The sequence below is a fragment of the Streptomyces sp. NPDC020875 genome, assembly GCF_040641415.1.
Lineage (GTDB): Bacteria > Actinomycetota > Actinomycetes > Streptomycetales > Streptomycetaceae > Streptomyces.
On sequence record NZ_JBFADP010000018.1, the window covers coordinates 34,622 to 52,520 of the forward strand.

The 17,899-nt window shown below is 66.7% G+C and carries 16 protein-coding genes and 1 tRNA gene; 5 read left to right on the plus strand and 12 right to left on the minus strand.

Features of this window, described 5'->3' with window-relative positions; genetic code table 11:
* Positions 1 to 27: 27 nt before the first annotated feature.
* From AB0G74_RS12740 to AB0G74_RS12780, 9 genes are all read right to left on the minus strand, one after another.
* Positions 28 to 648: a hypothetical protein gene (locus AB0G74_RS12740; RefSeq protein ID WP_361144279.1), complete on the minus strand. Its 621-nt coding sequence runs from the start codon at positions 646 to 648 to the stop codon at positions 28 to 30.
* A 14-nt stretch (positions 649 to 662) separates the two neighbouring features.
* Positions 663 to 1,520, minus strand: a complete 858-nt coding sequence (locus tag AB0G74_RS12745; protein WP_361144282.1) for a hypothetical protein — start codon at positions 1,518 to 1,520, stop codon at positions 663 to 665.
* Positions 1,521 to 1,642: 122 nt separating this feature from the next.
* Positions 1,643 to 3,067 (minus strand): phage portal protein, encoded by a 1,425-nt coding sequence (locus AB0G74_RS12750; RefSeq protein WP_361144284.1) that lies wholly within the window; start codon positions 3,065 to 3,067, stop codon positions 1,643 to 1,645.
* 17 nt (positions 3,068 to 3,084) lie between these two features.
* Complete coding sequence (locus tag AB0G74_RS12755; protein WP_361144287.1) at positions 3,085 to 4,782, minus strand: terminase TerL endonuclease subunit; 1,698 nt, start codon at positions 4,780 to 4,782, stop codon at positions 3,085 to 3,087.
* Complete coding sequence (locus AB0G74_RS12760; RefSeq protein ID WP_361144290.1) at positions 4,763 to 5,179, minus strand: phage terminase small subunit P27 family; 417 nt, start codon at positions 5,177 to 5,179, stop codon at positions 4,763 to 4,765. Before AB0G74_RS12760 ends, AB0G74_RS12755 begins: the two co-directional genes overlap by 20 nt.
* Positions 5,180 to 6,038: 859 nt before the next feature.
* A complete protein-coding gene (locus AB0G74_RS12765; protein ID WP_361144293.1) occupies positions 6,039 to 6,194 on the minus strand; it encodes an HNH endonuclease in 156 nt (51 codons plus the stop codon).
* Positions 6,195 to 6,418: 224 nt separating this feature from the next.
* A tRNA-OTHER gene (locus AB0G74_RS12770) sits at positions 6,419 to 6,517 on the minus strand.
* Between the two features lie 553 nt (positions 6,518 to 7,070).
* A complete protein-coding gene (locus AB0G74_RS12775) occupies positions 7,071 to 7,319 on the minus strand; it encodes a hypothetical protein (protein ID WP_361144296.1) in 249 nt (82 codons plus the stop codon).
* Between the two features lie 194 nt (positions 7,320 to 7,513).
* Complete coding sequence (locus AB0G74_RS12780; protein WP_361144299.1) at positions 7,514 to 9,091, minus strand: recombinase family protein; 1,578 nt, start codon at positions 9,089 to 9,091, stop codon at positions 7,514 to 7,516.
* A gap of 691 nt (positions 9,092 to 9,782) precedes the next feature.
* Here AB0G74_RS12780 and AB0G74_RS12785 point away from each other — a divergent pair.
* Positions 9,783 to 10,778, plus strand: coding sequence for a hypothetical protein (locus AB0G74_RS12785; RefSeq protein ID WP_361144302.1), 996 nt, complete (start codon positions 9,783 to 9,785; stop codon positions 10,776 to 10,778).
* 24 nt (positions 10,779 to 10,802) lie between these two features.
* On the opposite strand, the gene AB0G74_RS12790 is transcribed toward AB0G74_RS12785, so the two are convergent.
* Together AB0G74_RS12790 and AB0G74_RS12795 are read right to left on the minus strand one after the other, a co-directional pair.
* Complete coding sequence (locus AB0G74_RS12790) at positions 10,803 to 12,059, minus strand: ABC transporter substrate-binding protein (RefSeq protein ID WP_361144305.1); 1,257 nt, start codon at positions 12,057 to 12,059, stop codon at positions 10,803 to 10,805.
* Between the two features lie 112 nt (positions 12,060 to 12,171).
* On the minus strand, positions 12,172 to 12,753 hold the full coding sequence (locus AB0G74_RS12795; RefSeq protein WP_361144308.1) for a sigma-70 family RNA polymerase sigma factor: 582 nt from the start codon (positions 12,751 to 12,753) through the stop codon (positions 12,172 to 12,174).
* Between the two features lie 442 nt (positions 12,754 to 13,195).
* Here AB0G74_RS12795 and AB0G74_RS12800 point away from each other — a divergent pair, with 442 nt between their 5' ends.
* Positions 13,196 to 13,711 carry an EF-hand domain-containing protein gene (locus AB0G74_RS12800; RefSeq protein WP_361144311.1) on the plus strand — a complete coding sequence of 172 codons (516 nt, stop codon included), beginning with the start codon at positions 13,196 to 13,198 and terminating at the stop codon, positions 13,709 to 13,711.
* A gap of 84 nt (positions 13,712 to 13,795) precedes the next feature.
* Here AB0G74_RS12800 and AB0G74_RS12805 read toward each other — a convergent pair whose 3' ends face one another.
* On the minus strand, positions 13,796 to 14,941 hold the full coding sequence (locus AB0G74_RS12805) for an epoxide hydrolase (RefSeq protein WP_361144314.1): 1,146 nt from the start codon (positions 14,939 to 14,941) through the stop codon (positions 13,796 to 13,798).
* A gap of 341 nt (positions 14,942 to 15,282) precedes the next feature.
* On the opposite strand from AB0G74_RS12805, the gene AB0G74_RS12810 reads away from it, so the two are divergent.
* The 3 genes from AB0G74_RS12810 to AB0G74_RS12820 are packed head-to-tail and all read left to right on the plus strand — an operon-like array spanning position 15,283 to position 17,804.
* Entirely contained in the window at positions 15,283 to 15,705 is a 423-nt protein-coding gene (locus AB0G74_RS12810; RefSeq protein WP_361144316.1) for a WXG100 family type VII secretion target, read from the plus strand.
* Between the two features lie 48 nt (positions 15,706 to 15,753).
* Positions 15,754 to 16,068 (plus strand): WXG100 family type VII secretion target, encoded by a 315-nt coding sequence (locus AB0G74_RS12815; protein WP_361144319.1) that lies wholly within the window; start codon positions 15,754 to 15,756, stop codon positions 16,066 to 16,068.
* Entirely contained in the window at positions 16,068 to 17,804 is a 1,737-nt protein-coding gene (locus tag AB0G74_RS12820) for an RNase A-like domain-containing protein (RefSeq protein ID WP_361144322.1), read from the plus strand. Before AB0G74_RS12815 ends, AB0G74_RS12820 begins: the two co-directional genes overlap by 1 nt.
* The last annotated feature ends 95 nt before the right edge of the window (positions 17,805 to 17,899 follow it).

Consider the following 17,899-nt stretch of genomic DNA (forward strand, 5'->3'; position numbering starts at 1 on the left):
CCTGCGGGTGGACGGATTGGAGGTGATCTACTTCGCCCCGTTATTACGCTCTGCGCCGTTCAGTCGCTCCAGCGGGCTGTCAGGCTCGGTCTCGCCGGTCTTGCCGCGCGGTCCCGCGCCCACATCACCCCACGGGGCCGCCGCGCCGGTCGGGGCAGTGCCCGCGGTCTCGGCAGCCGCAAGGTACGGCTTGTTCTTCACCAGCTCTGCGACCGCAGCAGCCACCGCCGCTACGTCGATGTCACCCCCGGAGCCGGCGAGGGCCGACACATCAAGCAGTGCGAGAGCGTCCGCGGGGTCTCGGAGCTTCCCCGCGGCAGCCGCCCGGATCTCCGCGCGAACGAGCTGTTCCGTGAACTCCTGCCGAACCTCTGTCCGGAGCGCGTCAAGGTCGGTCCCCTTCTGCGCAGCGTTCGAGCGCCGGAGCCGAGACGCTTCCGCCTCAGCCTCGGTCGCCCTCTTCTCTGCGGCAGCACGGGCGGCACGCTCGGTCACCAGCTCGGCGGACGCGTCGCCCTTGGCGCCCTGGTCGTCGCCCCCGGGCTTCACACCCGGGTCCCCCTGCGGGTCGCCGGTCGGAGCCGGAGCCGGGTTCGGGTCCCTCTTCGTCGGGTCGCCGGTCGTGCCCGGAGTCGGGTCGTCAGCCATATGTGAATCTCCTTCTAGACGATGTATCCGTGTTTTTTGAGCATGGCGATTTGGTGTTCGCGGTCGTCTCCCGCGAGCTTGAATATGGCCTCGGGCATAAGCCGCGCCTGAGTGGTCCGTACGTAGCGGCGCCCTGCCAATTTCTCCAGATCGCTGCGCATCGCTTTCGCGCCGATACCGCGTCTGGTCGTGCCCTCGACAGTCATGCGCAGCGGTCCTCGGCTGGTGAGCGCGGTAGCCATTCCTCGGCGTGAGTTGATGATCTGCCCGAGATCGGCCCCCGCCTCAAGTGCCTTGACCCCCGCGGCCCCTAGCCGCTTGTGCTGTTCCTCGGGGCTCATCTCCCGGAAGAGATCTTCCGGACCCTTGCTCGCTCGCCATTCCCGATCGGTCATCGGCTCCACGCTGCAATCACAGCGAGGGTGCCGTTTGAAACCCTCGCTGTACGTGTACTGCCGACCGGCAAGGATGATGCACCGGGCGCAAGCAGGAAGTCGTACGACGCGTACGTAGAAACGGCACCGGGGTTCAGCAGTCATGGCGACGGACGTAGCCGTACGGGCGGTGTCGGAAAGCGTTGTCCCCACCATGGTTGCCATCTGATTCAGCCCCGCGAGCGAAGCGACTTCCGGCGCTGCTCCGAGGGCAAGAGCCTGAGCGGTCCGAATCGCAGGCAGATACAGCATGGTTGCGAGGGGTCGACCGTCCGCGGCAATACCCGCAAGCCTTTCCGGAGCGAGCATTCCGACCGGGCCGGCTGCCGCACCCTGAGCGAGCATCGCACCGGTGACGAAAGCCTGAGCACCAGCAGCCACGGACAGTTGTCCCGACATGACCGCAGCGAGGATTTGCCGCCCGGTCTCACCCGCCATAGCGGCAAGGATCCGGTCCGGCGGCACGTCCCGCCAAAGAGCCTGTACCGCCTCTAGAACGCCCCGCGTCGTTGCCTGCACTTCCATGTACCGGGCGAGGGCGAGAGCCCCGGAGTCAGCCATTACGCGGCTTCCGGAACGGGTTCCGCGCGTTCCCGCTCGCCCTCGACAGGCTTGGGCCCGTACAGACCAGCGATGTCCCCACCGACGATTGCGGCAGCCTGATCATTCCGCATTCGCTTCCAACGCCCGATCTCTTCGGGCGTGACTTGCGGAATCCGCTCCCAAAGAGCTTCATCCGGAACACCGATGGCTTGCCACTTGACCAGCGCATCGGCGTACTGTGCATCGGTTCGGAATTGTGGGTCCCGCCACACGACGGAGCCGTAGGCGAGAGCGTCCGCACGGCCCGGTTCACCGGCCGCGAGCGCTTCCAAGCGCATGACTTCCTGTAGCCCCGCGCCGAAGTGATCCTGTCTCTCGTATGCCTTGGCGACCAGGCCGGACTCATCGGCCGATACGGCGGACTCCGGAATATTGATCAGCTTCTTATTCAGGTAGCTAGCGGGGGTCCGGGTCTGCGCCGCGATATGCTCGACTGCCTGAGTGATCACGTCCAGAAATCCCCGGAGATCAGCGGCAGAGAATTCGGCGATACTCGCGCCCTGGCGTTCGAGCCACAGCAGCCGATCCGACCGGAACTTTGCCAGCGGCTCATCCTCCTCGCCGACCACTTCACCCGTGTCCGGGTCGGTGATCTCCCTTACCGGTCGGTCCATCCCAAGGACCACGCGCGCTGGAAGTGCTCGTTCATCGGACGCAGTCATAACGTGCGTCCACAGTGAATTGATCGCGTTCTGTAGCGGGATGACCGGAGCAAGCTCGGAAATCGGCGACGCGTCCAGCCGGGTTTGATTCGGAAGTTCCACCAGCGGGACCACTCGCAGCGGGTTGGGAATGTGGCTCGGCTCGCCGCGGGAAAGCCCCGCCGTTCGCCCGGTCCACTGGCCACCGGCACGCCGCGGACGCTGCCACCGGTAGACCATCGTCGGAGTAAACAGTGCGGCAAACTCAAGATCGTGAGCGTTCCAGATCTTAAGTCCCGCGGCGCGGAGCAGGTGACGACCCGGAACATACTCCACAATTGCCTGAGTAGCTTTCTCAAAGGTAATCTCTGTGTTCACCCCGTCGGGTTTCCACACCAGCCCGTAAGAGCGGCCGGCTATCAGTGCATCCAGCAGCGCCAGATTTACTTGAACATGGCACTTTGAACGCTTCCACGCCCGTGCGGCAACCTGATCTATCGACCCATCCTCTAGTCGGAAAGCGAGGGGCCTGAGTCGCTCGGCGGTCGCAATGACAATTGCCCGAGACCAATTGTCAGAGAACCCGTCGAAAAGCCCCCCGGCTTGTGTGCTGAATTCCGGCGAGGCAAAGAGCAATGGGTGTTCGCCCTCGAAGTAGTCCGACCAGCGCCGCACCTTCTGGCCTCGGAATTTCAACTCGCGGTAGAGCCGCATCGTCATCTGTAGCGGTGTCTCAGTCATGCATCCCCCCTTTGTTTCTAGGCACTCGCGGCGCGAGGACGTTTCAGCGGGCGACGCACATAGCCGTCAAGGGCCATCACTGCGGCAGCAATCCCGTCGATGCGGGCACTGGACTTATCGCGGTCCGGTTTGACGGGCCTCATGTTGTCGTTGCCGTCCCGGTAGACCTCAACGACTGAAGCATTCCAGCGCAAGACCGGTTGACCGCCGTGCCGAATGCGTCCCTCGCGCAACAGCCTTTCAAGCTCTTTGCACCCGGGGGACATGCCCAAGTAGGTCTGCGCCACCGGGACTACGTCGACCCCGCGAGTTTTCTTCTCTATTCGCTGGACCAACTGCCCCGCGAACATGCGGTCATAGCTGATGCGCTGGACGTCCAGCCGTCGACAGTCCTCAACGATCTGACGCTCAATCGCGCCATAATCAATCGCGTCGCCCTCGGTCAGTGTCAGCAGACCATCGGCAGCCCATTGCCTGATCGGAACTTGTAGCTGTTGCTCTAGCTCATCGGCTCTTTCTTCCGGGAGCCAAAAGCGCGCGACTAGCTCTAGCTCGACTCCGGGCACCCGGGACTCAACGGCGAGAACCCATGCGGAAAGGTCGCTCACTGCGGAAAGGTCGACCCCGCCCCAAGCGCGCCGGTACCGAAACGCCTTGTCGTTCACGGGGTCTTTGCCTTCATCCCAAAGGGAGATCGGCAGCCACCGGGAAGCAGACCGCATACGCCTGTTGAGAGACAGACGACAGAAGGTGGCGAAGTAACTCGGAGTGCTCTTGGCCTTAGCAGCCTCACGGCGCATGTAGGCGAGCGAGGGCGAGACACCCAAACCGGGATTTGCCTTGTACCAAGTTTCCTCGGCGTACGGGTCGTCCTTCTCATCGGCAGCCCAGATAACGCCGTAGTGGGCAGGATCCGAAACCACGTTGTCCGCGCAACGGCGGGTGTACGTGTGTTTCTCATCGTAGATACTGCCCTCGGTACCCTCATCAGCCGTCGTAATGAAGATGATCAGCGGCTGATCACGGGCACCCGTACCGGTCTCGATCGCGTCGATAAGGTCGCGCCGTTTGTGTACGTGGACTTCATCGACAATCGCCCCGGAGACATTCAGCCCGTGCGCGGTCTCGGCAATCTTGCTAAGGGCCCGAAAGATGCCCCCGGTTCGGGGCACCCGAATGAGCCCCCGCAGAACCTCAACCCGCCCCCGAACGGCACGACTTGTCAGAGCCATTCGCTTAGCGTCGTCAAAGACTCTTTCCGCTTGCGGAAGCGAGCCGGCTGCCGCGTAGACCTCGGCCCCGATCTCCCGATCGGCGAGCAGCAACACCAGTCCGATGCCGCTGGAAAGCGTGCTCTTACCGTTCTTCCGCGGCACCTCAATCCACGCGGACCGGATCACGCGTACTGCACGGCCTAGTTCCGGGTCATGAGCGAGCCACCCGAAAATGGGGGCCACGACCCAAACGACTTGCCACGGCGCTAGCTTCAAACGCGAGCGACCCCAACGGCCTTTCGTGTGCTTGAACTTCTCAATCGCCCGTATAGCGCGCCGAGCGGCAGCCACATCGAAATATGCCCCGGGCGCATCCTTCGCTTGCGCAGCGACCACCAGGGGCCGCGAACGGCACGCAGCGGCAATGTCATCCTCGGCCAGACCGAGGGCCCGCAACGCATCGAGCGGGACCGGAAGATCGTCAGTCGAAAACGTCGTCATCGTCGTCCCCGTTGTCTTCCGGTGGTGTCAGTCGACCCCGGGCAGACGGAGACAAACCAAGCTCGCCGATGTACCGGGCAAGCTGCGTGCGGTACTGCGTCACAATCGTGGTCGCGCCGTTCTTCTGCCACCCTCGCTCGCCGAGCATCAAAATGCCGTTCGTGGATATCTCCCGTTCGCACTGGTCGATACGTGCGATGCAGATGCAGTAGTCCGTAAGCGTGCTGGTGTCCACGGTGCCGACACCGGCCGTGAATTCCAGCACCGGGACCACCCTGCGCCACTCGCGGGAAGCGACCGTGCGGCACCGCTGATTCACGATGCCTTGCACTCCGCCCACGTCTGCGAACACGTCGAACCAATCCGGTTCCACCAGATCGGCGGGTGGCAGTCGCACCCCCTCGGATACGGGCCGCTTGCCCGGGTTCCCTTCCCTGATCACCTGTAGCGGTGGCTTTCGCCGAGTTGGGTCCGCCATTCCTCACCCCTTCCGGGTCGTCTGGTCGTCTGTGGGCAGCGCCGAGGACCCGCGCAAAGGGCGGTAGCTGCGGCGCGCGTTTTTTGCCTCCCTGCCGATCTTTTAGGCGCGGGGCAGGGGGACCCCGCCCGGGGCCACCCGCGTCAGAACGGCGGACGCTCGCCTGAGTGGCGTTCTGAGCGCCGTTCAGCGGCGAACCCACCAGGCTGGTGCCGAGCCGTCTCGCGACCGTGGCACGGCGCGCACAGCGGGCGCAGATGCTTCCACGCGTCCGGGTTCGGCTCGCCCCTCGCGATCAGGTCCCGCCGGCTCACCGGATGGTGGTCGGCAACGTTCGCCAGGGCGGCGCAGAGGACACACCAGGGGTTCGCGTAGAGGTACGCACGCCGAGTGCGCTGCCACCGCGTGTCGTACGTCCGTCCCCCTGCCTCACGCGCTCTGTCTGCTTCCTTCTGGTGTTCGGGGCAGCGACCACCACGGGGGGTCAGAGCGGGGCACCCGGGGATGGTGCAGGGGCGGCGGGGTCTACGGGGCACCAGGACCAGGGCGGGGGGTGTCCTCGCCCACCGGGGCCGTACTGGTGGACCACACGGTCTCAGGAAGCGGAGCAGCAGCGATGGCAGCACACACCGCCCGGAGCCGTTCCTCGTCGTCCGTGCGGTGCACGTGGATCTCATCCACCCAAGCCACCGGCCGGTACAGACGCTGCCACTCGGCAAGGGTGACCCCGTTCGGCAGCCACCCCCCAAGCCCCTCGGCTACGGCCTGGTCGTACGCGTCAGCCGTCGACACGGGCACCCCCGAACTCAGTGTTCGTCTTGAGCCCATGGCAGCCGACGCAGAGTGCATGAACGTTTCTGTCCGTGTCCTCGCCACCCATGGCCAACGGCCGGACATGGTCAATCTCAAGCTCGGTCGCGCGGAAGTCGTTCATGCACCATGCGCACCAGCCGGAGCCCCGACCGTCGACCAGGGCACGGAGCCGAGCCGCGCCGTCGAACCGCTTTGCTCGGCGTCGCCCTCGGCGGGCACGGGCACGGACCGGCGTCCGACTCTCGTACGCGCGGTGGTGAGTCTCGCAGCGGCCCCGATGGGTCGCGATTGCCGGACAGTCGATACAGCGCACGTGCGCCCCCTGTTCTGTTGTCGTCTTGGTCGTGCTCCCTCCCGGAGTCGAACCGGGGACTCTGCCGGGTACCCCGGATCTCCCGCGAACGGGGCCGGTACGGCGCACCTCTACCACTGGGTCAAGGGAGCGAGATCGGGTGTCGTCCTGGTCGGCTCCGAGCCGGCGAGGGCGACAAGGGGACTGCACATCGTTGAGCGGTGCAGTCCCCGCGCTCTGCCTCACGACCACTGCGGCCACCCGTGAGGGTGCGTGCTGCACGGGCAGAGCTGGTGTCGAGCCCCGGGCACTCAGACCACCGTGTCCCCCTGCGCGGCGGGTGTGCGGTAATCCCGGGCTCACTCTCTACAGGGGAGCGGAGGTTTCCAGCGGCCTCGGTGACCGCACCCGTTCCTTCCTGCTACCTCTACAGGGGAGCGGAGGTTTCCCGGAGCCGCGGACGGGTGTCAAGGTGACGGGTTGAGGGCCGATTCTGGTTTCTCTTAGGTTTTTCTATGGAACCTAGAAAAAGGGTCAAAGTCGTCACCTTGACACCCTTCCCCCTCGCTGGTCGGCAGCCTCGCGCCGAGGGCGGGCCGCCAAGGGTCCGGGGACGCGCTGTACGCCCGTGTGCGGGCATGACAGAGCCCCCGACGACCACGGGGGCCATCGGGGGCCGGTCGGGGTGTTATGTGGCAGGGACGTTCATGCCCTGTTGGGCCAGCCCTTCACCGGGGGTCGCTCGCCGACTCGCTCGGCGTACCCGATCACCTTGACCACCTGGTCCGCGTCATCGAACCGCGCGGCGTCGCACAGGATGACGACCAACGCGCCGAGGTCTGTCGTTGTGTCCTGGTCAATCGCGCCCGTGTCGTGCAGGTGGCCCACGGCTCCGCGCCGGTCGGCGTGCGGGGCGAGGATGGCGCGTACGTCGTCGTCTGTCAGTAGGTCCATGGGAGCGAGCCTAGGAACCCTCGCGGGGCTGCGCGGCGGTTTTAGGGCAGCGTGAAACGCAAAAGAGCCCCGACAGTCACGGGGACTATCGGGGCTCTAGGGGCGGCACGGCCGTAACGCGCCCCGTCACCGGGGACCGCACCTGATCCGTGCTCCCATGTCGGCACAGACTACGGGTGAGGATATCGAGCCGTCTATGCAGCCTGCCTGAAAGCGTCCGCATCGGGGTCGGCGTTCTCGGGCTCGGCCCATGCGAAGGTGACCCGGGCGTCCCCGTTGAAGCGGTGTCCGGGACCGGGTGCCTTGCGGACCGTCACCATGTCGATGGCGAGTCCGAGCAGATCGCGGCGCATCACCGGATCTGCGCTGTCCCACATCTTGTGGGCACGCCCGTTCACGAGTAGCGACAGATCGACCGTGCCCGGTCCGGCAAGCTCGGTGAGCCGTTCCTCTGCGGTGTCCAGCCGCCTTTCTGCGGCGTTCTTGTGGGGGATGCGGTAGCGCGCCGACCGCCCGGTGTAGAACCCTGCGCGGTCGTCGCTGTGCCACCGGTCAAGTGCCGCTTTGGCTGCTTGCACTTCGGCGCGTGCGTCGGCGAGTTCCTGCGACTCCTCCGGCTGGTTGATTGCCTGCCAACGTTCGGCGACCGCGACCAAGAGGGGGTCGTGGTCGTCGGCCAGGTGAAGCCGCTCGGACCACTCCTTGACCACGTACGCCTCTATCGCCGCGCGGCTCACCATGGCCGGTGCGGGGCACGCCTCGGGCCCGTCGTGGTGCCGTCCGCAGACGTACGAGCGTCCGTCCAGACTCATGTACCCCTTGCAGGAGTCGCACCGCAGACGCCCCGACAGCGCGTGTGCGGTCCGGCCCTGCCGTGCGGCAGCCGACGCGGCAACCATCTTCGGGATTTGGTTCCCGGACATGACGCGCCGAGCCCGCGCGGCAAGCTCCGCGGCGATCATGTCCGGGAGCACGGCATCGGTGACGACGCGGACCTTCTCGCCCCGCTCGTTGAGGAACGGAACCCGGTCGGTGTGGGACTTGCCGCCCGGGGAGTGCGTGAGCCACCCCTCATAGACGGGGTGTATGACGATGGCGCGGATGGAGTCGGCCCGCCACATCTTCCCCAGCGGCGTGCACAACCCCTCTGCGTTCAGCTTGCGCGACAGGGCCCGGGACGACGTTCCCCCGGCAATCTCGGTGAAGATCCGGACGACCACTTCCCACGGGGTCACCTCCCGCTGTCCCCCGACCAGGCACACGTACGGGGTCCGGTTCGGCGAGAGCTTCCGCGTTCCGGGGTCGACCTTCAGACCGAAGGGGGCACGGCCGAGCCACCTTCCCTCTTTCCGCTGCGTGGCTTTGGTGGACCGCACGTTGTAGCTCAGCCGCTGGGACTGCTCGCGCGCGTTCTCGGCACGGTCGATGATCCACCGCCGGTCCCGCTCGTCCATGGAGTCAAGACGTTCGTAGTCGAAGATCACCCGGGCCTTGCCGAGGATCGGCACGACCGCTTCCGCGCCCTTGCGGGAGAACCGGTCGAGCGCGAACACCCACAGCGCGGGCACTTCACCGGCCAGCACTGCCGCCATGGCCGCGTCATACTTCGGACGCTCGATGTCCGACCAGGCGGACAGGTTCTCTCGCCACACCTTGCGGACGCAGTAGCCGTTGTCCTCGGCCCAGCGTCGGCCCCGGTCTTCCTGGTCCCGGATGCTGAGAGCACGCTCACCCTCGCGCACGACCTTGGACTTCCTGAGCAGTAGATCCACGTGGGGGCGCCCGTGGCACGGGCACACGCCTATGTCTGAACTGGTTTCCATGCCGTTCCGGGGGAGCGGAAGGTTCCCGCTCGGGCGGCACTCAGACGCTGCGGTGGGCGCCGACGATGCCTTGAAAGTACGCGCGGGGACGGTAGCGGTAGACATGGCTACCCCTTCTGACCTGCGGGTTCGGCCCGTTCCGGGTAGCTCCCAGGGTGTCGGATCTACCTGCGCGACAAGCCACAGACGGCCCGCAGTCGAAACACCTCCGGAGGAAGCACTACCCATCCCGCCCGGAGGGCGCTCCCCTCCCGAGGACGGTCGGGAAAGCAACCCAGGTGGCGCTGGGGGTCCCCCCATTGCCGAAGGCATAGGGGGCGGAACTGCGCGACAAGCCGCGACGGTGGCGCAGACCGCGAACAACACCAGGCCGCCGGGCGAGGCCCGGTAGTGGCGGGTCCTCCCCGGAGGGGACAAGGCCCCCCGTCGCCAACCGCGTCGCGCGCGATACATTGAGGGGTTTGGAGAGACCCGCGCGGCTTGGACGGAGGTTCCGGTGACGCACAGCGCAGGCGAACGTGGAAACGGGTACGGGCACGGGCACGAATCCGGGGCGCACCCGCCTCGTGAGGGTGACCCCTGGATACCCGATACGCCCGCGACGGGGCAGCCGTGGGGCCCGCCCCCGCCCGGCGCGCATATGCCGCTGCCCCCGGAGCAGCCGCCGCCGCCCGGCGCGATGGACGCCACGACGTTCATCCCGCCGGTCCGGGGTGACGCGGACGCCACCACCGTCATCCCGCCCGTCCAGGGCGGCGCGGACGCGACGGCCGTGCTTCCGCCGGTGCCCGCGGACGATCCTCCGACCGCGAATCTCGGCGCGGTCCCCCGCACCCCCGTTCCGGGCGAGTTCGACAACCTGTTCCGGCGGGCGGAGCGGCCGGAGCGCGCGGAGGAGCGGGAGGCGCGGCGTAAGACGTCGCAGTACGCGGTCATGGGTGCCGTGATCGTCGGCTGTGCCGTACTCGGTCTGGGGTTGAGCGCCGCGATCTGGGGCGGTGACGACAGCGACGACAAGCCGTCGTCGCCGGTGGCCGCGGATTCCGCGTCCGGAGCGCCGGAGCGGTCGAAGGAGCCGGGCACCTCCCCCTCCCCGAAGGAGTCCCCGTCGCCGTCGCCGTCCGCGTCGGAGGATCCGGACGAGGACGACGACGAGGACGCCGCGAAGAAGAACCACCCGGCCTATCCGCAGGCCGAGGCGTTGGACAGGCTGCTCGCGGACAGCAACAGCAGCCGCGCGGCCGTGGTGCGTTCCGTGGCGAATATCCGGAAGTGTGCGAATCTGGATCAGGCCGCGTCGGATCTGCGTTCCGCGGCCGAGCAGCGCCGGACCATGGTGGCCCGGTTGCAGTCGCTGCCGGTGGACAAGCTGCCGCGGAACGGGGAGTTGACATCGTCGCTGATCCGGGCCTGGAATTCGTCGGCCGCCGCGGACGATCACTACGCGGCCTGGGCCGAGCAGGTCAAGAACAGCAAGAAGGGCTGCAAGGACGGCCGGGCCCGGTCCACGAAGCGGGCCGTGGAGGGCAATCGGGCGAGTGGTGACGCGACGACGGCGAAGCGGCAGGCGTCGGGGATGTGGAACGCGATCGCGAAGGATTTCGATCTGACGTCGCGCCGCGCCGAGCAGCTCTGAGAACCCGAGGGTCCCGGGAGCGTGTCACCGGGGTGTGTACGACAGCACCTCCGAGACCCGTGCGGACGCCCGTTGCTGGGCGGTCAGTCTGCCGTCCCGTACGACGTGGAAGGTGACCGAGCTGTTGACGGCCCTGGGGTAGCCGGGGATGCCTTCCTGGTCGCCGTATTTCCAGCGGAGGGTGGGGGTGAGTCCGCCGGTGGAGACCGCCAGGCCGCCGTCCAGGGCCCGGATCAGCTTGCGGGACGTGATCTCGTCGGAGTCGACGGCCCGGATCGCGGAGTTCAGTACGGAGAAGGCGATCCAGGTGGTCTGGGCGCCGGAGTCGGTGGGATCGATCCGGTTGTCGCCGAAGGCGTGTTCGTCGACGACTTCCTTCATGAGGTTCCAGCGGCTGTCGTCGGCGCCGGGGTACCAGCCGGTGACGAACGCGCCTTCGTACGGGCCGTTCCGGCCGCCGGTGCGGTTGATGAGGGACTGGCCGACGCTGCCGGTGACCGAGGAGAACCTGATCTCGCGCCCGTCGTCGGGCAGTCGGCGGTAGGAGTCGACGAAGGTCTCGGTGCGTTCGCCGAGTGCGGCGGTGACACAGCCGGGCCGCTCGGCGCCGCCGTTTCCGGAGCCGCCGGTACGGGTCCCGGCGCCGACGGCCGCCCGGGCCTTCCGGGCCTCGCGGGTGTAGTCGGAGGCGTTGTCCGGCGCGAGGACGTCGGCGGGGGCCTCGTGGTCGCCGTGGGCGAGCCCCGCGCCGAGGAGCCGGGGCAGCCGGTCGCCGGCGGCGGAGTCGGGGCGGACGATGGCGACCTCGCGGCAGGCTTCGGCGAGCTGGAGGCCCTGTCCGGCGAGGAGCGCCGCCTGGCCGCCGTTGACGGGGTAGGAGACGTAGGAGGTGAACTCCTCCTCGGCGAGCCCGTAGCCGCCGATGAAGGGGATCGCGGCGGCTTCCAGGGGGGCCATGAAGGCGCCGCCGTGCTGGCTGTACGAGCCGACGACGGCGTCGACGCCCTCGTCGACGGCCCGGCGGGCGCATTCGGACGCGCCGGCGGGGGTGTTGCCCTCGTTGCAGGTGATCACTCGGAGCCGGTGGCCGTCGATGCCGCCGGTGGCGTTGGCCCAGCGTTCGTACGCCTTCGCCATCGCGGGCATGCCGGGCATGTTGGTGGCGTCGGTGTTCTCGGGGGCGAAGGTCATCACGGTGACCGGTTCGGGGGAGCCGCCGCCGATACCGGGGATCCGCCCGCAGCCGGTGACGAGGAGGGCGCCCACGACGGCCGTGATCACCGCCGAGCCGGTCCGCGACCCGATCGGCGCGGCGGTGGGGGCGGCGGCCCGTGTACCGGCTCGCGCGCCGCCCGGGTGGGGATGTCGTCGCTCTCCGTCGCCCCGGTCCCGGTCACAACGAGCGTCCGTGTCCGGGGGGCGAGCCGCCCTCCGCCGGACGGGTGTGGGCGGTCGACAGCAGTTGCAGCCCGAGCCGGAGCCTGCGCCGGGCCTCGTCCTCGGTCACCCCGAGGTCGGCGGCGGTCTGCCGGTAGTTCCGCCGCTCGAAGTAGGCCAGCTCCAGGGCCTGGCGGAGCGGGGCGGGCATGGAGGTGCGTATGTAGTCGGCCCTGGCCTCCGCCGACGCCCGGCGCACCCGCGCCTCCAGTTCCTCCGTCGTCCCGGCCGCGCCGCGGGCCAGGGCGGCGGCCCCGGCCCTGCGCAGCCGCTCGACGGCGATCCGGTTGGTCACCCGGGCGACCCAGGAGCGCATCGAGCCCTGCCGCGGGTCGAAGTCGCCGGGGTTCTCCCAGAGGTAGCCGAAGACGTCCCGGGTGGTCCGGTCGGCGGCTTCGTCGTCGGCGAGCACCCGGTGGGCCAGGCTGTGGACGAGCGTGGCGAACCTGTCGTACAGCTCACCGAGCGCCGCGGCCTCGCCGCGCGTGAGCCGCTGCTGCATTCTGCGGTCCCAGCGCGGCTGGGTCTCCTTCGCCATCGGTCCCGGCCCCCAACCTGTCCCGTTTCGTATCCCGTGCGCGGTGTCGTGGTGTGTCGCTGTCGTGTTGTGGCGTTGTGTGTCGGTGTAGCGGTGTGTCGCTGTCGTGTTGTCGGGCGGACCGTCGCGCCGTACCGGTCCTACGGATCACGGCGGCGTTCCGACCGGTCCGGCGGGTCAGTTCCGTCCGCGGTCGTACCCCTACCCCGTGAGCCTCCACGAATGTAATGCGCGCACCGGCCAACGCACGCCCCTTTGCGCCAAGTGCGCCCCTGGAGGGGGGTTGAGGTGGTAATGGGGGCCTCCACCGGGGCCTGTTTCCGCACCCCGGGGCGGCGCGATTCCTCCACCGGCCGTTCACCGGGGGTTCGTTTTCCGCCCGCCCGAGGTCAATTAGCGGGTAGTTGCACGCGTCAGCCTCCCGGGGCCTTACGCTCCCGGCATGGACAGCGCAGAGTACGAGCGCAAGATCGCGTCTCGATTCGCCGCATTCGATCAGGACGGCAACGGCTACATCGACCGTGAGGACTTCAGCGGTGCGGCGGCGCGGCTGCTCGCCGAGTTCTCCACCACCCCCCGCTGCGACCGGGGCCAGGCCCTCTACATCGGGGCGGAGGCGTTCTGGCAGGGCATGGCCGGGATCGCCGATGTCGACGGCGACCAGCGGGTCAGCCGCCAGGAGTTCGTGACGGGCGCGGTGAAGCGGCTGCGGGACAACCCGGACCGCTTCGCCGAGATCGCCCGCCCCTTCCTGCACGCGGTGATCGCGGTCGCCGATCCCGACGGGGACGGCATCACCCCGAAGGCGGCGGAGCGGGTCATGAAGGTCCTGGGCGTGCCGCCCGAGACGGCTTCGGTGGCGGCGCACGCCCTGGACACCGACGGCGACGGCCGGATCGACGAGGACGAGGCCCTGAAGGCGCTCGCCGCGTACTACGTCACGCCCGAGCAGCCGTAGCCGGACGCAGGTCCGGGGCCGGGCCGTTCTGAGCGGTGCCCGGCCCCGGAGCCGTAGCGGTACGGCTCCGGGCACCGGCCCGCCTCACCCTCGGTAGGCGGAGAAGAACTCCCGGACGTCCGCCAGCAGCAGATCCGGCGCCTCCATCGCGGCGAAGTGCCCGCCCCGGTCGTGGTCGTGCCAGCGGACCACGTTGTTGATCCGCTCCTCGTCGCGGCGGAGCGCGATGTCCTGGACGGTGAAGAGGGAGACCGCGAGCGGTACGTCCGACGCCTGCTCCTCGCCCCAGGCCCGCCCCTCCTCGTAATACAGCGCCGCCGACGAGCCCGCCGTCGCGGTCAGCCAGTAGAGCGTCACATGGGTGAGCAGCACATCCCGCCCGATGGCCTCGTGCGGCAGCTCCTTCGCGAGATCCGTCATATCGCGGAACTTGTCGACCATCCACGCGAGCTGCCCCACGGGCGAGTCGGTGAGCCCGTACGCCAGTGTCTGCGGCCGGGTCGACTGGATGGCGAGATACCCGCCCGCCTCGTTCATGAAGGTGTTCATCCGCCGCACCCTGGCCCGCTCCCGGTCGGTCAGGGTCGGGTCGTCCTCGGCCGCGCTCGGATACGTCGTCCCCCCGTTGACGTGCACCCCGACGACCCGCTCCGGCTCGGCCAGTGCCAGGGCCCGGGAGATCCCGCTGCCGAAGTCGCCGCCCTGCGCCCCGTACCGCTCGTACCCCAGCCGCCGCATCAGCTCGCCCCAGGCGGCGGCGATCCGCCCGCTCGACCACCCGGCCTCGTTCACCGGCCCGGAGAACCCGAACCCGGGGATGGACGGAATCACCAGATGGAAGTCGCGCGCCAGCGGCTCGATCAGCTCCAGGAACTCCACCACCGACCCCGGCCACCCGTGCGTGAGAATCAGCGGCAGCGCGTCGTCCCGCTCGGACCGGATATGCAGGAAGTGGATGTCCAGCCCGTCGATCTCGGTGATGAACTGCGGATACGCGTTGAGCCGCGCCTCCTGGGCCCGCCAGTCGTACCCGTCGGCCCAGTAGTCGGCCAACTCCCGCAGATACCCCACGGGCACGCCCCGCTCCCACCCCTGCCCGGCAATCTCCCCCGGCCACCGGGCGCTCCGGATCCGGGCCCGGAGACCGGCCAACTCGGCCTGCGGGATCGCGATCCGGAAGGGTCGTACGAGATCGGCGGTGGCGTTCTTCGTGCTCGTGTCCGTGTTCATGGTCGTGACCGTAGAGGCCACTGCGGACGGATGGTGTCCTATATGCCACGCAGGTGTGTCCGGCTCCTGCCCATTGGCCCCGAAGGCGGTGATAGTGGGTGTGGGCTGGCAGGAACTGTGTTGGTGCACCATCGAGATGCTTGAGCGGAGACTGGCAGCGTGCGTGACGTTGGCCCGGGTGCCCGCCCCAGGTGAGCCAGCGGACCCTAGCGCTGGGGGTGCTTCAGCGGAGCGCTCCTGGGGGAGACAGGGAGCGCATGTATGACAGGCCGAAATAGTTTGCTGGACTTCGGGCGTTCGGTGCTTAACATGCCCAGGATGCAAGGTTGGAGGCACGGATCATGGACGTACGTGGCGCGGGTTTGGGTCAGGGCGGCGGGGCTGATCTGAGGGCGTCGAGCCGTAAGCTCACTCAGCTGGCCGATGACCTCGACGCGATGCAGGGGCACTTGGACAAGCAGATAAAGCGCATGGATGCCGTGGTTGACCGCATCGAGAAGGGGTGGCGAGGACCGGCAGCGACGGCGTACCGCAGTTTCCACCGGGCGGCGGCTGAGGATGCCGTGCGAATCCGTGAAGTGATCCGGCACCTTGAGCAGGCTGTACGTCTGAGCCGGGACGGATTCACGGAACAGGAATTAGAGGTACTGGCCGAAATGCGCAGCATTTCGGTAGACGTTGCGAGTGAGGTCGGCAGGTTGTCTACAGTGAACCCGGAAGCCGCCGGGCCCGTACCTCCGCGCAGCAGCCTCGATTCCTTCTGACTTGCTTTTCGGGAGTCTCTATCTTGGAACCTGCGAAATGAGGGGATCATGTCCACCGGAAACGCGGACGACAGTCATATCACTGTCTCCTTCGCGGCTCTACGTGAACTAGTTGAAGAATTAGAGAACATTCTCAAGGGGCTGAACGGCGGTCTGGACGACCTTTACGGTCGTATCCTGCCGGTTGTGCTCGCCTGGGAAGGGGAGGCCCGCGAAGTCTTCGTTGACAAGCTCGACGAGTGGGATCATTCGGCCCAAGATCTTCAGGCAGCCCAAAAGTGGTTGCACGAATGCGCAACCACAAGTCACATTAACTATGCGGCAGCGCACCAGGCCGTGCTGCGAGGCTGGGGGGCCGGCTGATGGGCACACCACCGCCGAACCAGAGCGGGACCATCGACGTCAAACCGGCCGATCTATATCGAGTGTCCGGTGGAGTAGCTATCCAGCAGACAGTCCTGGACCGAGGTGCCAAGGCTCTCCTCGAAGATCTGCGCAAGTATCCGGACGCAGGCGGTTATGGTGCCTCGCCGCAGGCATTTGCGACGTCGTACGTGAAGGTGGGTAACCGCTTCTTCGAGGTATGGGCCAAGAGTGTTGCCAGCATCGGGGGAGCGGCCGTGGGATTTACCTCGACGGCCAACACATATGCGACAGCAGAGGCGGCAAACGATCCGAAGGGTAAGGCGAAGCCTATCCTTCAGCCGCCGCCCGTGGTCATTGAGAAACCTCCAGCTTACGGATCCGTTCCGAATCTTAAATGGGGTGACGACGATGGCGGTGACGACTTCATTCGCAGGATCCTCGAATGGGTTCCCGAACTGGTCCGGGACGTGCTGCGGCCAGTCGTGAAGCACGCTTTCCGAATGGGTAAAGTTGCAGAGGTCTATCCATTTCCGCAGCAACACTATTTGAACTCGCTGTCCAAGGCGTGGATGGGAGCGACCAGCTCTCTCTCCATTGCGGAGAGTGGGCTGACCGGAAACATTAGTAGCATCACCCAGCAGGCCAACAGCGAGTGGCACGACGCAATGCGTCAGTTCTGCAGTTCCCTCTGGGGCACAACGGCGTGGGGCAAGAGTCGCGAGGGCTACGACTGGAAACACGACAGCTCCTCATCGCAGACCGCCAGCCATCCTGTGATGTCTGTGCTGTTCGACACGGCGAGGAAAATAGGGGACCTCTTATATGAATTTGCTGAAGCGGCGGTGTATCTCAATCGCGAGGTTTGGGATGTCTATGTAGAGGCTATTCGTGATGCGATTCCCAAGGTGGAGGTGAACCTCAAAGATGGCGTTGGTGTGGATGATGTCAAGGGTTTCCTTAAAGGCGTTGCCAAGGGTGTAGTTAAAGGGGCAAGCCAGTTGGGTCAAGGCATCGTGCTGAACATGAACACCGCCAAGCTGAATCTCATTGTCGCTACATATAATCGACGCGTCGATGCGCTCGTTCCGCAACTAGATGCGCTCATGGGCCCATTGGGTGAGGCTTATCGGAGTGCGCCGATGTTCGCGGCGCAGGAGGCGCGTGCGCAAGGATTCGGCATGCGGGCCTTGGAGGATTTTAAAGATTCTCAGGTGTGGCTTAAGATTGACTCGAGTGGTAGGTATGATCTCAATCTCGCCGCTAATGAATATATGGAAAATGGTCACACTCTAGATAAGCATGTCGGGAAGACGGATGAACAGCTTGCGCAGCGCCTGCGTGATCAGCAGGTGAAGGGGGCGACCGAGGCGTGGCCGCACGGGAAGCCATATCCGAGCAGTTCTTCGGCCTTCCCTGACTATCAGAGGGCGGAAAGGTTGACCGAATACAATCTAAACCAGAACAGGGCCGCTATCGAAGCGTGGATCAAAGGCCCGCCGCCGCCTGAGGAGGGAGCGGTCAAGAGCTTCTATGAGACCGCGCCTAACGGTGAGACCAGCGGCCGTAGTGTGAGCAGAAATCCCGTTAACCCGAACGACCCGTTCTCCGGGTACAAGCAGGGTGGCATGGATGCCAAAGTTTACGATGTTACCGGTATCGATACTCGTATCCGGTACGACAGCAGTCGGACGCCTCCGTTCACTGTGATGACGTCGATGCCCACCAAGTCCTAGGTCGAGTCGCCAGAATGCCCCCTCCGCCTGGAGGTCGTCGATTCCGGCCGGAATTATGGCGGCATGAAATGAAGCTCACCCTTTGAAAGGCTGGC

What these genes read in the sequence shown, in the direction of transcription:
- AB0G74_RS12810 (WP_361144316.1), top strand. Translation starts at nt 15,283, where the DNA reads ATGGACGTACGTGGCGCGGGTTTGGGTCAGGGCGGCGGGGCTGATCTG.
- AB0G74_RS12740 (WP_361144279.1), bottom strand. Translation starts at nt 648, where the DNA reads ATGGCTGACGACCCGACTCCGGGCACGACCGGCGACCCGACGAAGAGG.
- AB0G74_RS12815 (WP_361144319.1), top strand. Translation starts at nt 15,754, where the DNA reads ATGTCCACCGGAAACGCGGACGACAGTCATATCACTGTCTCCTTCGCG.
- AB0G74_RS12745 (WP_361144282.1), bottom strand. Translation starts at nt 1,520, where the DNA reads ATGGCGGGTGAGACCGGGCGGCAAATCCTCGCTGCGGTCATGTCGGGA.
- AB0G74_RS12805 (WP_361144314.1), bottom strand. Translation starts at nt 14,941, where the DNA reads ATGAACACGGACACGAGCACGAAGAACGCCACCGCCGATCTCGTACGA.
- AB0G74_RS12755 (WP_361144287.1), bottom strand. Translation starts at nt 4,782, where the DNA reads ATGACGACGTTTTCGACTGACGATCTTCCGGTCCCGCTCGATGCGTTG.
- AB0G74_RS12800 (WP_361144311.1), top strand. Translation starts at nt 13,196, where the DNA reads ATGGACAGCGCAGAGTACGAGCGCAAGATCGCGTCTCGATTCGCCGCA.
- AB0G74_RS12750 (WP_361144284.1), bottom strand. Translation starts at nt 3,067, where the DNA reads ATGACTGAGACACCGCTACAGATGACGATGCGGCTCTACCGCGAGTTG.
- AB0G74_RS12785 (WP_361144302.1), top strand. Translation starts at nt 9,783, where the DNA reads ATGCCGCTGCCCCCGGAGCAGCCGCCGCCGCCCGGCGCGATGGACGCC.
- AB0G74_RS12775 (WP_361144296.1), bottom strand. Translation starts at nt 7,319, where the DNA reads ATGGACCTACTGACAGACGACGACGTACGCGCCATCCTCGCCCCGCAC.
- AB0G74_RS12795 (WP_361144308.1), bottom strand. Translation starts at nt 12,753, where the DNA reads ATGGCGAAGGAGACCCAGCCGCGCTGGGACCGCAGAATGCAGCAGCGG.
- AB0G74_RS12765 (WP_361144293.1), bottom strand. Translation starts at nt 6,194, where the DNA reads ATGAACGACTTCCGCGCGACCGAGCTTGAGATTGACCATGTCCGGCCG.
- AB0G74_RS12820 (WP_361144322.1), top strand. Translation starts at nt 16,068, where the DNA reads ATGGGCACACCACCGCCGAACCAGAGCGGGACCATCGACGTCAAACCG.